Source organism: Brevibacterium sp. LS14 (assembly GCF_012027885.1).
GTDB classification, from domain to species: domain Bacteria; phylum Actinomycetota; class Actinomycetes; order Actinomycetales; family Brevibacteriaceae; genus Brevibacterium; species Brevibacterium casei.
In genome coordinates, this window is record NZ_SJXG01000035.1 from 24278 (window position 1) to 40131 (window position 15854).

Sequence of the window (15854 nt, forward strand, 5' to 3'; positions counted from 1 at the left end):
GAAGGTCAGCCGACGAAGACCGCGACGAGGACGTTGAGGATCGCGAAGGCGAAGGTGAGGTGTGCCATCGTCGCCGAGGGGTGCCGCACAGCGGTGACGGTTCCGTTCGCCGAGGCGGTCGTGCCCGCCGCGGCTGATTCGACCGCCGTCTCTGCGGCGAAGCGCTTCTCCTGCCGGTTGCCGAGGAATGCGAAGACCGTGACGAGGATCGCGACGACGAGTTTGATGCCGATCTTCATGTGATCGACCTGGCCGCCGCCCATCTCCGCGAGGCCGACGAGGAGGAGTCCGGTGACGAGCTGGAGGTAGGACGCGTGGAGCATTCCCGGCAGCACCCGAGGCGAGCGGATGACCGTGAAATAGCCTCCCACGATGATCGCCATGCCGATAAGATGAAGGGTGAGGAGCACCTCGCGCAGAATTTCCATACCGTTCATCGTAATGGCATGATGGGTACTCGTGAGCGCGGGCCCTATGACTGGCGCACGCTGTTCCGCCCTGGTGTAATGGCAGCACGCCGGCCTTTGGAGCCGTGCAGTATAGGTTCGAATCCTATGGGCGGAGCTGGCCCCATCCGACTTGCGAAGGATACCTTTTCAATGCCGCAGATCCGTCCCACTGCCGTCATCGTCCTGGCCGCCGGCCAGGGCACTCGCATGAAGTCGGCACTGCCGAAGGTGATGCACCCGATCGGCGGGCGCTCCCTTCTCCATCACGCGATCGCCGCGGCCGAGGGCACCTCGCCCGACCACCTCGTCGTCGTCGTCCGCCACGAGCGCGACCAGCTCGTCGCCCACCTCGACCAGCTCACGGTCACCTCGACGCGCACCGTCCTCGTCGCCGACCAGGACGAGGTCCCCGGCACCGGGCGGGCCACCGAGTGCGCGCTCACCCAGCTTCCCGCCGACCTCGCCGGCACCGTCGTCGTCACCTACGGCGACGTCCCGCTGCTGACGACGGAGACGATCAACGGCCTCGTCGAGGTCCACGAGGGCGAGGGCAATGCCGTCACCGTCCTCTCCGCCGAGGTGGACGATCCCACCGGCTACGGCCGTGTCGTCCGCGACGCCGCCGGCAACCTCCTGCGCATCGTCGAGCAGAAGGACGCCACCGAGGCGGAACGGGCCATCCGTGAGATCAACTCCGGCATCTACGCCTTCGACGCGACGGCCCTGCGCACCGGTCTCGCCTCCCTGACCACGGACAACGCCCAGGGCGAGAAGTACCTCACCGACGTCGTCGGGGTCTCCCACGACGCGGGCCTGCCCGTCGCCGCCACCGCGACCGACGACCTCTGGCAGGTCGAGGGCGCCAACGACCGCGTCCAGCTCGCCCAGCTCGGGAAGGAGCTCAACCGCCGCACGTGCGAGAAGTGGATGCGGGCCGGCGTCTCGATCATCGACCCGGACACGACGTGGATCGACGTCGACGTCTCCCTCGGCCAGGATGTCACGATCCTCCCCGGCGTCCAGCTCCTCGGAGCCACGGATATCCACGATGGTGCCGTCGTCGGACCCGACTCGACGCTCAAGGACACCGAGGTCGGCGCCGGAGCCCAGGTCGTGCGCACCCACTCGGAGCTCGCGATCGTCGGACCCGGCGCCTCGGTGGGACCCTTCGCCTACCTGCGCCCGGGCACGAAGCTCGGCGCAGACGGCAAGATCGGCACCTTCGTCGAGACGAAGAACGCCGACATCGGGACGGGTGCGAAGGTGCCGCACCTGAGCTACGTCGGCGACGCGGAGATCGGGGAGGGCTCGAACATCGGCGCCGCCTCGGTGTTCGTCAACTACGACGGAGTCGCCAAGCACCGCACGACGATCGGCAGGCACGCACGGATGGGCTCGGACAACATGTACGTCGCCCCGGTCACAGTGGGCGACGGCGCCTACTCGGGTGCGGGCACCGTGGTGCGCAAGGATGTCCCTGCAGGAGCGCTCGCCATCAATGTGGCCCCGCAGCGCAACCTGGAGGGCTGGGTCGAAGCCAACCGCCCCGGCACGCCTGCAGCGCAGGCCGCCGAGGCCGCATCCGATAGGGGAACGGATAAGTGAACGAGATAACGACGGCGGGCGACAAGAAGCTCGTCCTGGTCAGCGGACGGGCGAACCCCGAACTCGCTGAGCAGGTGGCGGAGAACCTGGGCACCGAGCTCCTGCCGACCGACATCTACAACTTCGCCAACGGCGAGATCTACGTCCGGTTCTCCGAATCCGTGCGCGGCTGCGACGTCTTCGTCCTCCAGTCGCACAGCGCTCCCATCAACGAATGGCTGATGGAGCAGCTCATCATGGTCGACGCCCTCAAGCGCGCCTCGGCGAAGCGGATCACCGTCATCGCCCCCTTCTTCCCCTACGCGCGCCAGGACAAGAAGCACCGCGGCCGTGAGCCCATCTCAGCCCGCCTCGTCGCCGACCTCTACAAGACCGCCGGTGCGGACCGCATCATCACCGTCGACCTCCACACCGCCCAGATCCAGGGCTACTTCGACGGACCGGTCGACCATCTCATCGCGATGCCGATCCTCGCCGGCTACGTCAAGGACAAGTACCCCGGCGACCTCGCCGTCGTCTCGCCCGACGCCGGCCGCATCAAGGTCGCCGAGAACTGGTCGAACGCCCTCGGCGGCGTGCCCCTGGCCTTCATCCACAAGACCCGCGACATCACGCGGCCGAACGAGACGAAGGCCAACCGCGTCGTCGGTGAGGTCGAAGGCCGCACGTGCGTCCTCGTCGACGACATGATCGACACCGGAGGCACCATCGTCCAGGCCGCGGACGCGTGCATGGCGGCGGGGGCGAAGAACGTCATCGTCGTCTCCACCCACGCCGTGTTCTCCGGGCCCGCCGTCGAACGCCTGTCGAACTCCGTGGCCGACGAGGTCATCGTCACCAACACCCTGCCGCTGACCGAGGACAAGATCTTCGACAAGCTCACGGTGCTCTCGATCGCCCCGCTCATCGCCCGCGCGGTCCACGAGGTCTTCGAGGACGGGTCGGTGACCAGCCTCTTCGAGGTCTGAGACCCGCCGTCTACCGCACCGTGGACACCGACGAACCCCCGCCCCCGAGCGGGGGTTCGCTCTACACTGGAGGCAGGAGAGGGAAGGGAGCCCGGACGATGTCGACCCATGACTACAACCGCTACAGGGTGGACGTCGCCGGAGGCGCGCTCTCCGTCGGGGTGTGGGAACCGGTCTCCGCCGAACCCGGACCCGTGCCCACCGTGTGCGTCATCCACGGCATCACCTCGAACCACCTCTTCTTCGCCGGGCTCGTCCCCCTCCTGCCGGGCGTGCGCATCATCGGACCGGACCTGCGCGGACGCGCGGACTCACGCCTCCTGCCCGGTCCCTTCGGCATGCGCGTCCACGCCGAGGACGTCCTCACCGCCATCGAGACGTTCTCCGACTCGGGCACCGTCACCCTCGTCGGGCATTCGATGGGCGGATTCGTCGCGATGACGCTCGCCGGACTGCCTGCGGCCCTCGGCGCCGACGACACCACCACCGACACCGAGGCGACCGTGCGCTTCCGCGGCCCCGTCCTCATCGACGGCGGCCTTCCCCTCCCGCTCGCGCTGCCCGGCGCGGGGGAGGAGCTGTCGCCCGGCGAGGCCGAGAGCGAGGAGCTCAACGCCGCACTCGACACCGACGACCTCATCGCCGCCGTCCTCGGCCCAGCCGCCGAGAGGCTGTCGATGACCTTCACCACCGTCGAGGAGTACCTCGCGTTCTTCGCCGCCCATCCCGCCTTCGTCGACGGACTCGACACCGTGGCGACCGAGAGCTTCGTCTACGACCTCGCCGCCGAGGACGACGACACGTTCCAGCCCTCGACCTCGGTCGAGGCGATGGAGGCCGACTCCGCCGACATGTATCAGGGCGCTGCCTACCCGGCGGCGCTGGCCGCGGTCATGGGCGACGAGGAGCAGCAGTCCGACGTCGCCTTCCTCGCCGCCGAACGCGACCTCGTCGCCGCCGAGCCCGGCCTCTACCCGCCCGAGCTCGTCGCCTCCTACCGGCAGCGATGGCCGCGCATGGAGGTCGTCGAGGTCCTCGGCACCAACCACTACGACATCCTCCTCACCGCGGAGGGACTCGCCGCGTGCGCGGCAGCCGTGCAGGAACGACTTGGAGCACTCACCGAGGGTGCCGTAGAATAGTCGGGTTGCCTCGGCGAGGGAGACGCCTGTCTCCGTGATCGACGCGGTCCTGACCCACTTCGGGTGCCCTGGTATGCGGCCCCGGGTGCGGCTTCAGACTGTTTCGCCGTGGTGCATGAGAGATCACCACGAAGGAGAGAAACATGGCTGACTTCAAGCTCATCGCAGAACCCCGCGACGAATTCGGCAAGGGCGCTGCCCGCCGCATCCGCCGCGCCGGCCGCATCCCCGCGGTCGTCTACGGCCACGGCGGCGACCCCGTCCACATCTCGCTCGAGGGACACGCCACGATGATGGCCCTCAAGCACGCCAACGCCCTGCTCGAGATCGAGAGCACCGACGGCGCGAAGAACGTCCTCGCGATCGCCCGCGACGTCCAGATCGAGCCCGTGCGCCGTGAGATCGAGCACGTCGACCTCATCATCGTCAAGCGCGGCGAGAAGATCGAGGTCGACGTCCCCGTCCACGTCGTCGGCGACGCCGCCCCCGGCACGATGGTCTCGCAGGTCGAGTCGACGCTCGCCGTCCTCGCCGACGCGACCAAGCTGCCCGAGCTCTTCGAGGTCTCCGTCGAGGGCCGCCCCGCCGGTGAGCACATCCTCGCCGAGCAGGTCGAGCTGCCGGCCGGCGTCGAGCTCGTCGCCGACCCGGAGCTGCTTGTCGTCAACATCTCCGAAGAGCTCGAGATGGACACCGAGTCCGATGCCGACGAGACCACCGAGGACGAGGCCGCCGACGAGGAGTCGACCGACGAGGCCGCCTCCGAGGACGAGGCCTCCGAGGAGGAGTGAGAACACTGATCCGACCCTGACCGGGGTCGGACCGGCACTCACCCGAGTGTGACCACGACGACCGGCGGGCCGCCACCACGGCGGCCCGCCGATCTGCCTATCCTGGGTCCGGACACGCCTTCGGCGGGCGGCAGGGATGACGAGATGAGGAGAGGGCGACGATGAGCAGCGAAGCCTGGCTGGTCTTCGGACTCGGCAATCCGGGACCGGAGTACGCGGCGACCCGGCACAACATCGGACAGATGGTCGTCGCGGAACTCGCCTCGCGCATGGGCATCAGCCTGACGCGGACGAAGCTGCGTGCGAACGTCGGCACCGGCCGGCTCCCCACCGGGTCCGTTCCCGGGGTGCCGGGACCTCGGGTCGTCCTCGCCACCTCGACGGGATACATGAACAACTCCGGTGGGCCGCTGGGGCAGGTCGCCGACTTCTACGGCATCGACCCGGACCACATCATCGCCGTCCACGACGACGTCGACCTGCCCTTCGACACGATCAAGGCGAAGGTCGGCGGGGGAGAGGGCGGACACAACGGCCTGCGGTCGATGACCTCGGCGCTGGGCACGAAGGACTACGTGCGCATCCGCGCCGGCGTCGGACGGCCCGCCGGCCGCCAGGACACCGCCGACTACGTGCTGCGGCCGTTTGCGAAGGACGAGCGCACGACCCTGCCGATCTTCGTCTCCGACGTCGCCGACGCCGTCGAGATGTGCATCATCGAGGGCCTGCTGCCCGTGCAGGCGAAGTTCCACGCCCGCAGCTGAGGACTCCGGGACCGCCTCGGCGAGGGCGGGGACGAACCGGTCGGAAGGACCGTCGGATCAGACGATCACTCAGGCCCCGGGACGGGCACCGCTCCGGCGGTGGATGTACCACGCGGCGATGATGCCGCCGATGAAGCCGAAGAGGTGACCCTGCCACGAGACGCCGTTGGCCTGCGGGAAGAGCCCGAAGACGAGGGAGGCGCCGTAGGTGACGAAGACGAAGAGCCCGATCGCGAAGTAGATGATCCTGCGCAGGACGTCCTCGGTGAACCACGTGCGCACCGCGAGGTAGCCGAAGTAACCGAAGACGATGCCCGAGGCGCCGACGATGTAGTGGCCGGGGAAGGTCGTCAGCCACGCGCCGAGGCCGGAGACGACCGCGGAGATCACCGTGACGAGCCAGAAGCGGCGGGCGCCCTCGGCGGCGATGAAGAGGCCGAGGATGAGGAACGGGAACGTGTTGGCCAGCAGGTGTCCGAACCCGGCGTGGAGGAGTGGACCGGTGACGATCCCGTAGAGGGCGATCGGGTTCCACGACTGCAGGCCGAAGGCGTCGAGGTCTGCCGGCAGGATCGCGTCGACGATCTCGACGATCCACATGATCGCGAGCAGGATGAAGACGGGGGCGAAGCGGGAGAACCCGCCGGAGTACATCGACCGCAGGCGCGCACCGGGGGACTGGCGGGTGCCTGGCTGGGGTGAGTGCGGAGAGTCGGTGCCGAAGAGGGCCCGGGACTCCTCGGCGGTGAAACGAGGGGAGTTGTCGGAGCTCATGCCTCGATTATCGGCCACGAACTTTGGAGAACCCCCAGAGACGCGGGCCCGTGACCGTACTGTTAGGGAGCCCGGCGTCGGGTGTCGGCCCCGGTCGACCCTCCCGTTCCCGGTCCCTGTCCTGGTCAGGCGCGCACAGGTCGGATCGGGTCCGAGTCAGGGGCGTGGACTAGAATTGCCAGGTGCTCAACGGACTCGATCTCACATTGCAGAATCCCACCGTGACCGAACTCGTCGAGGCCATGGCCGACCCGACGACGACCGGCGGGACCATCGACGCGATCAAGGGACTGTGGCCCTCGATTCTGCGGCGCACCGTCTCCTCCGGGCCCGCCGCCTCACCGCAGCTCATCGTCACCGCCACGACCCGGGAGGCCGAGGACCTCGCGCGGTCGCTGGCCGACTGGGTGCCTGCCGACTCGATCGCCGTCTTCCCCAGCTGGGAGACCCTGCCGCACGAGAAGCTCTCCCCGCGCTCGGACACCGTCGGTCAGCGCCTCGAGATCCTCCGCCGCCTCGCCCACCCGAAGCCCGGGGGCGCACTCACGTTCATCATCGCCCCCGTCCGCGCGTTCCTCCAGCCCCTGGCCAAGGGACTCGGGGAGATCCCGCCGATCGAGCTCGCCGTCGGCGACGAAGCCGAGATCGAGGCGTTCTCCGCGCGTCTGACCGAACTCGCCTACACCCGTGTCGACATGGTCTCCCGCCGTGGCGAGTACGCCGTGCGCGGCGGCATCGTCGACGTCTTCCCGCCGACGGTCGACCATCCGCTGCGCATCGAGTTCTTCGGCGACGAGGTCGACGAGATCCGTGAGTTCGCCGTCGCCGATCAGCGCTCCATCCCCGCCGAGGCGGACGCCGACCCCCTGCGCCTGTCCGCGCCCCCGGTCCGCGAACTCCTCCTCACCGACTCCGTCCGGGCGCGGGCCGCCGAGCTCGCCCCCACCCTTCCCGCCGCCGCCGACATGCTCGAGAAGATCGCCGCAGGCATCGCCGTCGAGGGCATGGAGTCGCTCACCGCGGTCCTCGCCGACGGGATGGAACCGCTCATCGCGCTCCTGCCCGAGGGCACGAAGATCATCGTCACCGAACCCGAACGTGTGGCCGCGCGCGCCGCCGACCTCGTGGTGACGACGAACGAGTTCCTGGAAGCCGCGTGGTCGGGTGCCGCCGCGGGCGGGGACTCGCCGATCGACCTCTCCGCCGCGACCTTCCGCACGCTCGAGGAGATGCGCGAGGGCGCCGGACTCATCGGACTCGCCTGGTGGGAGATCGGGGGGTTTGCGACCGACGCCGAACTCGTCTCCCCGCACGCGAACCTCTTCTCCATCCCCGCCCGGCCGCCGAAGGGCTACGCCGGTGACGTCGAGGCGATCCTCACCGACGTGCGCGGGCTCGTCCACGACCAGTGGCGGATCCTCGTCCTCACCGAAGGACAAGGGCCGGGCCAGCGCATGGTCGAGGTGTTCTCCGAGGCCGGGGTGCCCGCGACCTTCGTCGAGGACCCGACCGATGCGCCCGAGGCCCTCGTCACCGTGACCACGGCCGCCCCGTTCGGGGGCTTCGTCTTCGACGACCTCAAGCTCGCCGTGCTCACCGAGGCCGACGTCCTCGGGCGGGCGGCTGCGACCTCGACCCGTGACATGCGCAGGCTGCCGACCCGCCGCAAGCGCAACCAGGTCGACCCCCTCAACCTCGCCCCCGGAGACCTCGTCGTCCACGAGCAGCACGGTGTCGGACGGTTCGTCGAGATGACTCAGCGGACGACGGGCAAGGGCGCCGCCAAGCACACGCGCGAATATCTCATCATCGAGTACGCGCCGGCCAAACGCGGCCAGCCCGGTGACCGACTCTACGTGCCCTCCGACGCCCTCGACCAGGTCAGCCGCTACGTCGGCGGTGAGAACCCGAGTCTGAACAAGATGGGCGGCGCCGACTGGCAGTCGACGAAGGCGAAGGCGCGCAAGGCGGTCAAGGAGATCGCCGGGGAGCTCATCCGCCTCTACTCGGCCAGGCAGGCGACCGTCGGCCACGCGTACGGGCCCGACACCCCGTGGCAGCGCGAACTCGAGGACGCCTTCCACTACGTCGAGACCACCGATCAGCTCACGACGATCGACGAGGTCAAGGCCGACATGGAGAAGTCGGTGCCGATGGACCGGCTCATCTGCGGCGACGTCGGCTACGGGAAGACGGAGATCGCGGTGCGTGCGGCGTTCAAGGCGATCCAGGACGGCAAACAGGTCGCCGTCCTCGTCCCGACCACCCTCTTGGTCCAGCAGCACTTCGAGACCTTCGCCGAGAGGTACGCGGGATTCCCCGTCACCGTCGGCGCGCTCTCCCGGTTCCAGACGAAGCAGGAGTCGGAGAAGGTCGTGTCCGACCTCGCCGACGGCAAGCTCGACCTCGTCATCGGCACGCACCGCCTCCTCAGCGGGGAGGTGCGGTTCAAGAACCTCGGGCTCGTCATCATCGACGAGGAGCAGCGCTTCGGCGTCGAGCACAAGGAGACGCTCAAGGCGATGCGCACGAACGTCGACGTGCTGGCGATGTCGGCGACCCCGATTCCGCGCACGCTCGAGATGGCCGTGACCGGGATCCGCGAGATGTCGACGCTCGCGACCCCGCCCGAGGAGCGCCACCCGGTCCTCACCTACGTCGGCAAGTACGAGGACCAGCAGGTCAAGGCCGCGATCCGGCGCGAGCTCATGCGCGAGGGCCAGGTCTTCTACATCCACAACCGGGTGCGCGACATCGAGGCCGTGGCCGCCCGCCTCGCCGAACTCGTGCCCGAGGCCCGGATCGCGATCGCCCACGGCAAGATGAACGAGCACCGTCTCGAGCAGGTCATCGTCGACTTCTGGGAGAAGAAGTACGACGTGCTCGTGTGCACGACGATCGTCGAGACCGGCATCGACATCGCGAATGCCAACACCCTCATCATCGACCACGCCGACCGCTACGGCCTCTCCCAGCTCCACCAGCTGCGCGGCCGCGTGGGTCGAGGCCGCGAACGCGCGTACGCGTACTTCCTCTACCCCGCCGACACCCAGCTCACGGAGACCGCCCTCGACCGGCTGACGACCTTGGCCGCGCACACCGAGCTCGGCGCCGGGATGCAGGTAGCGATGAAGGACCTCGAGATCCGCGGCGCCGGCAACCTCCTCGGCGGCCAGCAGTCGGGACACATCGAAGGGGTCGGCTTCGACCTCTACGTCCGCCTCGTCGGCGAGGCGGTCGCGAACTTCCGCGGCGAGGACACGGAACCCGAGGCGGAGATGCGCATCGAGCTGCCCGTCGACGCCCACCTGCCCGCCGAGTACGTCGATCACGAGCGGCTGCGCCTCGAGGCGTACCGGAAGCTCGCGGCCGCGGCGAACGAGGACGAACTCCAGGAGGTCCTCGACGAACTCGTCGACCGCTACGGTCCCTACCCGGAGGCCGTGGGCGTCCTCGCCGACGTCGCCCGGCTGCGGATCCGGGCGCGCGCCTCGGGCGTCAACGACATCGTCGTCCAGGGCAACTTCGTCCGCTTCGGACCCGTCGAACTCGAGGACTCCCAGGTCGTGCGGCTCAAGCGCCTCTATCCGAAGTCGCTGCTCAAGCCCGCGATCCGCTCGGTCCTCGTGCCCAAGCCGATGGACGGCAACGGGTTCGGAGCCAAGGAGATGACCGACTCCGACATCCTCCGCTGGGCCCACCAGTTCCTCGACGCGATCCTCCCGGTCGTCCCCGCCGAGGTGGTTCCCTCCGAGGTCGTTCAGGCATGACCGGCGACGGCGGCACGTCAGCGGAGGCGGCGCCCCGCGTCGACGGCATCGTCGAGGCGATGGCGGTGCTGCGCTCCCGGTGCCCGTGGTCGTCCGAACAGGACCATGCGAGCCTGGAGAAGTACGCCAGGGAGGAGACGGAAGAGCTCATCGAGGCGCTGGCGGACTTCCGCGCCTCGCCCGGCCCGGCGACGCGGCAGGCCGTCATCGACGAACTCGGCGATGTCCTCTACCAGGTGCTCTTCCACTCCGCGCTGCTCGATGAGAGCGGGGGAGAGGACTACGGCCACAGCCTCGGCGCCGTCATCGACGGACTCGAGGCCAAACTCGTCCGTCGCCACCCCTTCGCCTTCGACGGTCAGGGGCGGGGCGGACCGATGGCCTCGCTCGAGGACGTCGAAGCCGAGTACCGTCGGATCAAGGACGACGAACGCGTCGCCGCGGACGAAAGCGAGGAACAGTGAGCCTGGACAGGATCGACATCGAGGGGACCTTCAACTTCCGCGACCTCGGCGGGGCACCCGTGGGCGGGGGAGAGTCCGTGGCGACGGGGAAGGTGTTCCGCGCCGACGGCCTCGCCCAGCTCACGGACCGCTCGCGCGAGGAGCTGCGCCGCTTGGGGATCACGACCGTCCTCGACCTGCGGGACATCGGCGAGCGGGCGAAGCACCCCGACGCCCTCGCCGGCCTCGACGTCGACCACATCGAACTCCCGATCTTCGAGGACCGGTTCTTCCCGGCAGCGCCGCTGAGCGCCGAGGAGATGAGGGAGCTCGCCGAGACGACGGGACTCGACCTCACCGACCGTTCCCTGCGCCGGATCTACGACTACCTCATCGACCACTTCGGGCCGCGACTCGCACTCGCCGTCGACACGATCGCGAACCGGTGCGGGGACGGCATCGTCTTCCACTGCTCGGCGGGCAAGGACCGCACCGGCCTCGTGGCGGCGTTCGTCCTCGACCTCCTCGGCGTCGACCGGGACGACATCCTCGACGATTACACGGTCACCGAGGACCACCTCGGCGGGGCGTTCCTCGAATCCGTCCTCCGCAACTACTCGGACGCCGGGATCTCGGGCAACCTCGTCGAGACGGCGACGGCCGCACCCCGGGATCTGCTGGCGGGCATCCTCGATTCCCTCACCGAGACCTACGGTGACGACGCCGTGGAGAAGTACCTGCTCGAGCATGGGATGGATCCGCAGACACCGGCACGACTGCGACAGCGGCTGCTCGAGGCAGGCGACGACCGAGCCGCGTGAGGACGGGCGCCCTCGCGTTGTGCACTAAGCTGAACCGCAGGCACATGTTCCCCATGTGATACCGACTGCTAAGGAGTGATCAGTGACTGAGATCGTCGCCGCAAATGCCCGCGAAATCCTGGATTCCCGGGGAAATCCCACCGTCGAGGTGGAAGTGCTCTTGGCCGACGAGTCCGTCGGTCGCGCCGGAGTCCCCTCCGGTGCCTCGACGGGTGAGTTCGAGGCCGTCGAGCTGCGCGACGGAGATCCCGAGCGCTACCTCGGCAAGGGTGTGACGAACGCCGTCGACGCCGTCATCGACGAGATCAACGAAGCCATCGTCGGCCTCGAGAGCGACGACCAGCGCCTCGTCGACCAGGCGCTCATCGAACTCGACGGCACGGAGAACAAGTCCCGCCTCGGCGCGAACGCGATGCTCGGCACCTCGCTCGCGGTCGCGCGGGCGGCGGCGGTCTCGGCCGACCTCCCGCTCTACCGCTACCTCGGCGGCCCCAACGCCCACGTCATGCCCGTGCCGATGATGAACATCCTCAACGGCGGATCGCATGCCGACTCGAACGTCGACATCCAGGAATTCATGATCGCCCCGATCGGCGCGGCGAGCTTCCATGAGGCGCTGCAGTGGAGCGTCGAGGTCTACCACGCGCTCAAGGGCGTGCTCAAAGAGCGCGGCCTGTCCACCGGACTCGGCGACGAGGGCGGCTTCGCCCCTAACCTCGAATCGAATGCCGCGGCCCTCGACCTCATCCTCGAGGCCATCGAGATCGCCGGCCACCGTCCCGGCCGTGACATCGCGCTCGCCCTCGACGTCGCCTCCTCGGAGTTCTTCAAGGACGGCGCCTACGAGTTCGAAGGCGAGAAGAAGTCGGCTGCGGACATGGCAGCCTACTACGAGGAGCTGCTCGGCAAGTACCCGCTCGTCTCGATTGAGGACCCCCTCGACGAGAACGACTGGGAGGGCTGGGCGAAGCTCACCGAGGCGATCGGTTCGAAGGTCCAGCTCGTCGGCGACGACCTCTTCGTCACCAACCCCGAGCGCCTCGAGCGCGGCATCGACAACGACACCGCGAACTCGCTGCTCGTCAAGGTCAACCAGATCGGCACCCTCACCGAGACCCTCGACGCCGTGGCGCTCGCGCAGACCCACGGGTACACGACGATGATCTCGCATCGCTCCGGCGAGACCGAGGACACGACGATCGCCGACCTTGCGGTGGCCACCAACGCCGGGCAGATCAAGGCCGGTGCGCCCGCCCGCTCCGAGCGCGTCGCGAAGTACAACCAGCTCCTGCGCATCGAAGAGCAGCTCGGCGACGCCGCCCGCTACGCCGGCAAGCGCGCGTTCCCGCGCTTCGACGCCTGAGGCCCTGCCTCCGGGTTGGCCCGGCTGCACTGCGGCTGACATCCGCGCGCCGCACGGTGGCTGAGCTCAGTCGGTCGCACTGTGGCTGACGTCGGTGCGCCTCACGCTGGCTGACGTCAGTGGGCCTCACGCTGGCTGACGTCAGTCGGTCGCACGGTGGCTGACGTCAGTCGGTCGCACCACTGCGCCGAGGCGGGGGCGGGTGACCATCCACGGTCACCCAGCCCCCGTCTCGGCGATTGCGCGTCGGCTGTGCTCACCCCTGGTCGCCTCACCTACCCTGAGCGCCACGTCGCACCCTTGGCTCCATAACGCCCCGTTCGCTCCGCACGTCCTACCCGGAGCACCGAATCCTTCCCTTTCGCGGGTTGTTTTTGTCGTTGCACCGGCGGGGAGGACGCAACGTCACCTCGCCGAGGCGGTCGTCACCTCGCCGAGGCCGTCGTCATCTCGCCGAGGCGGTCGAGGCGGTCGTGGCAGTCGTGGCCCCCATCACCGCCCGCTTGATCTCTTCGAACTTCGCCTCCTGGAACAGTTCCTTCCAGCTGATGCGCACGATGCGCCACCCGCGATCGCGCAGCCACTGCTCGCGTCGACGCTCCCGTTCGAGCTCGTCGCGAGGCACCCCCGAACCGAGGTAGAGCTTGCCGATGCCGTCGACCTCGACGATGAGATTGGCCGCCTGATGACAGAAGTCGACCCGGATGGTGGTGCCGAACGTGTCGGTCGTGAAGCTCACCTGCGGGGTCATGCCGACGATGCCGTGCTGGTAGAACCGCACGGCTGCGACCGACTCCGCGGGTGACTCGCGGCGGGCATCGGCGAGATCGAGCGCGAGTTCCACGCGCTTCGAGTTCCGCTTCTCGAACGACTGGGCGAAGACCGTGCGGATCTTCGCCGGGGTCGTAAGCTTGCGACGCAGGGCGTCATCGAGCATGGCCACGGAGATCTCGAGGCTGTACGTGCGGGCGACATCGACGAGTGTGCGCTCGAGCGTCGTGACCTGCAGGCCGTAAGGGGTCGTCTGGATGTGCTGTTTCGGGATCGTCGCCCCACGCACGTGGAGGTTGGGGAATCGGCGATTGACTCCCGGGCGGACGACCTCGACCTGGTGCGTGACGGGGTAGGCGACCGGCAGTCCGTGCATGAGCGCCGCGGAGATGTGGGTGATGATCTCCGCGTCCGCCGGGGACGCGGCATTGCCGCGTGCATCGTCGGTCTCCGGGTCTGCGATGTGCCGCTGCCCCTGCTGGAACCGCACCTCGCAGTGGGCCATGACGGCGGCGTTGAGGGCTTCGATCGTGTCGCGCTGGTCGCCGTGTGCGACGAACTCGTCGTGGGTGCCCTCGTCGATGCTGCTCCAGAGAACGCGGTGGCTGTCGACGCTGCATACGTGACGCACGAGGTAGACGCCTCGGGAGAGGCGGAGCAGACAGCAGTCGCGAGCGCAGCGGAGGTCGGTGTGGGTGAAACCGAGGCGGGTGAGCTCTTGGGTCGTGAAGATCTTATACATGAAACCAAAGTGCATCAAACGAACTCTAAGCACAATAGACAGTTTGATAACTGTGGATAACTCTGTGCATGGGGTGTGGATAAGAGTGTGGACGCCGAGTCGGTTGTGACGGCCGAGCGCGCGCGAGCTGGGCGTCGCGAGCGGCGAGGGGCGCCATCCGTCATGGCTGCCGCTGAATCATCCCCGTGCAAACGTAGGACATGCGGCTCCGGGTGCGGGAAGCTGAGCTCCGGGTTGTGTGTGCTGCGAAGTGTGTGATTCGCCGCTCTGGGTAGGACGTGCGGCCTGTTGGGAGGGCCTTCCCCGGGCGGAGGACGCGAACACGCCACGACGGCGAAATCCTCGCCGAGGCGAAGTCGACACGGCAGACTTGTCAGTACTGCGACTGCCTTCCCAATCCCCGGTCGCACTAGGAAGAGTCATGGTTCCGAGCAAACCGAGAAGATCTGCCCCGAAGACGGCCCCCGGCAAAGCCTCCCCTCGGCGTCGCCCCAAGCCGGTCGTCGAGGTGCCCGCGCAGCGTGAGGCGCGCGGGCGCCGCATGTCGTGGCAGGCCGGAGTGTTCCTCGCCGTGCTCGCCATCGTCCTCGTCACCTTCCTGCCCTCGATCAACTCCGCTCTCAAGCAGGCGCAGCAGATCGCGGCGCTCAACAACGAGATCGACGCGACCCGCTCCGAGGTCGAGGCGCTGCGGGAGAAGAACGAGGATCTCAAGGACCCGACCCACATCGCGCGCAAGGCCCGGGAAGAGCAGTACTACGTCGAGAAGGGCAAGAACGCCGTCATCGTCACCAATCAGGAGACGAGCGAGGATGACGATTCGGACACAGTGTCCCCACAGCGCAGTCAACCCTGGTACCTTGAGTTGCTGGAGTCGATCGAAGAGGTCGGCAATTCGAGCAACACGACGGGAACCGGTCAATGATCACAGAGTGCACCGAGGCGGACTTCGCGACGCTGAAGGAGCAGCTCGGACGCATTCCCCGCGGTGTCGTCGGCATCGCCGCCCGCAGCACCACGGGAGAGCCGCTCGTCGTCGCCACGGCCCCGAGGCTCGAGGACGGCACCCCGTTCCCCACGACGTTCTACCTCACCCATCCGGCGTTCGTCGCCGAGAGCTCGCGCCTGGAGGCCTCGGGCATCATGGCCGAGTGGACCGCTGAGCTCGGTGAGGACGAGACCCTCGCCGAGGCGTACCGACGTGCCCATGAGGCCTACCTCGCCGTGCGGGCGGAGATCGGCGAGGCCGCCGGCATCGCCGAGGTCGAGGAGATCGCCGACTTCTCCGCCGGCGGCATGCCGACCCGGGTCAAGTGCCTCCATGCACTCGTCGGCCATGCCCTGGCCGCGGGCCCTGGCGTCAACCCGATCGGCGACCGCGCCCTGTCGTTCATGGACGACGTCCCGACCCCGGCCGTCACCCCCGCCGAGACGACCGACTAGGAGGAGAC

Annotated in this window: 14 protein-coding genes and 1 tRNA gene; 12 read left to right on the plus strand and 3 right to left on the minus strand. The window is 68.5% G+C overall.

The features are described 5' to 3' along the window. Nucleotides 1-5 precede the first annotated feature (5 nt). Complete coding sequence (locus EZE58_RS04825) at nucleotides 6-428, minus strand: hypothetical protein (protein WP_063250202.1); 423 nt, start codon at nucleotides 426-428, stop codon at nucleotides 6-8. Nucleotides 429-492: 64 nt separating this feature from the next. On the opposite strand from EZE58_RS04825, the gene EZE58_RS04830 reads away from it, so the two are divergent. From EZE58_RS04830 to pth, 6 genes are all read left to right on the plus strand, one after another. Then, nucleotides 493-564 (plus strand) — tRNA-Gln (locus tag EZE58_RS04830). Nucleotides 565-599: 35 nt separating this feature from the next. Further along, nucleotides 600-2054 carry a bifunctional UDP-N-acetylglucosamine diphosphorylase/glucosamine-1-phosphate N-acetyltransferase GlmU gene (gene glmU / locus EZE58_RS04835; RefSeq protein WP_144589295.1) on the plus strand — a complete coding sequence of 485 codons (1455 nt, stop codon included), beginning with the start codon at nucleotides 600-602 and terminating at the stop codon, nucleotides 2052-2054. After that, nucleotides 2051-3022, plus strand: coding sequence for a ribose-phosphate diphosphokinase (locus tag EZE58_RS04840; protein ID WP_009374417.1), 972 nt, complete (start codon nucleotides 2051-2053; stop codon nucleotides 3020-3022). The genes glmU and EZE58_RS04840 overlap by 4 nt, the downstream gene beginning before the upstream one ends. Before the next feature lie 98 nt (nucleotides 3023-3120). Continuing rightward, a complete protein-coding gene (locus EZE58_RS04845) occupies nucleotides 3121-4164 on the plus strand; it encodes an alpha/beta hydrolase (RefSeq protein ID WP_063250204.1) in 1044 nt (347 codons plus the stop codon). A 143-nt stretch (nucleotides 4165-4307) separates the two neighbouring features. After that, a complete protein-coding gene (locus EZE58_RS04850; RefSeq protein WP_009374419.1) occupies nucleotides 4308-4955 on the plus strand; it encodes a 50S ribosomal protein L25/general stress protein Ctc in 648 nt (215 codons plus the stop codon). A 161-nt stretch (nucleotides 4956-5116) separates the two neighbouring features. Continuing rightward, complete coding sequence (pth, locus tag EZE58_RS04855) at nucleotides 5117-5719, plus strand: aminoacyl-tRNA hydrolase (RefSeq protein WP_063250205.1); 603 nt, start codon at nucleotides 5117-5119, stop codon at nucleotides 5717-5719. Between the two features lie 69 nt (nucleotides 5720-5788). Here pth and EZE58_RS04860 read toward each other — a convergent pair whose 3' ends face one another. After that, a complete protein-coding gene (locus EZE58_RS04860) occupies nucleotides 5789-6493 on the minus strand; it encodes a rhomboid family intramembrane serine protease (protein WP_063250206.1) in 705 nt (234 codons plus the stop codon). A gap of 242 nt (nucleotides 6494-6735) precedes the next feature. On the opposite strand from EZE58_RS04860, the gene mfd reads away from it, so the two are divergent. The 4 genes from mfd (at nucleotide 6736) to eno (ending at nucleotide 12890) form a co-directional block, all read left to right on the plus strand. Next, a complete protein-coding gene (mfd, locus tag EZE58_RS04865; RefSeq protein WP_231882239.1) occupies nucleotides 6736-10263 on the plus strand; it encodes a transcription-repair coupling factor in 3528 nt (1175 codons plus the stop codon). Beyond that, the gene (locus EZE58_RS04870) at nucleotides 10260-10727 is read left to right on the plus strand and encodes a MazG nucleotide pyrophosphohydrolase domain-containing protein (protein ID WP_009374423.1); all 468 of its coding nucleotides are present in this window, start codon (nucleotides 10260-10262) and stop codon (nucleotides 10725-10727) included. The genes mfd and EZE58_RS04870 overlap by 4 nt, the downstream gene beginning before the upstream one ends. After that, the gene (locus tag EZE58_RS04875) at nucleotides 10724-11527 is read left to right on the plus strand and encodes a tyrosine-protein phosphatase (RefSeq protein WP_009374424.1); all 804 of its coding nucleotides are present in this window, start codon (nucleotides 10724-10726) and stop codon (nucleotides 11525-11527) included. The genes EZE58_RS04870 and EZE58_RS04875 overlap by 4 nt, the downstream gene beginning before the upstream one ends. Before the next feature lie 82 nt (nucleotides 11528-11609). Then, nucleotides 11610-12890, plus strand: a complete 1281-nt coding sequence (gene eno / locus EZE58_RS04880) for a phosphopyruvate hydratase (protein ID WP_009374425.1) — start codon at nucleotides 11610-11612, stop codon at nucleotides 12888-12890. A 445-nt stretch (nucleotides 12891-13335) separates the two neighbouring features. Here the strand turns inward: eno and EZE58_RS04885 are convergent, their stop codons facing one another. Continuing rightward, on the minus strand, nucleotides 13336-14403 hold the full coding sequence (locus tag EZE58_RS04885) for a hypothetical protein (protein ID WP_009374426.1): 1068 nt from the start codon (nucleotides 14401-14403) through the stop codon (nucleotides 13336-13338). A 421-nt stretch (nucleotides 14404-14824) separates the two neighbouring features. Between EZE58_RS04885 and EZE58_RS04890 the strand changes: the two genes are divergently transcribed. Together EZE58_RS04890 and EZE58_RS04895 are read left to right on the plus strand one after the other, a co-directional pair. Further along, nucleotides 14825-15328 carry a septum formation initiator family protein gene (locus EZE58_RS04890; protein ID WP_040340891.1) on the plus strand — a complete coding sequence of 168 codons (504 nt, stop codon included), beginning with the start codon at nucleotides 14825-14827 and terminating at the stop codon, nucleotides 15326-15328. Continuing rightward, nucleotides 15325-15846, plus strand: a complete 522-nt coding sequence (locus EZE58_RS04895) for a DUF501 domain-containing protein (RefSeq protein WP_009374428.1) — start codon at nucleotides 15325-15327, stop codon at nucleotides 15844-15846. The genes EZE58_RS04890 and EZE58_RS04895 overlap by 4 nt, the downstream gene beginning before the upstream one ends. Nucleotides 15847-15854: the final 8 nt, after the last annotated feature.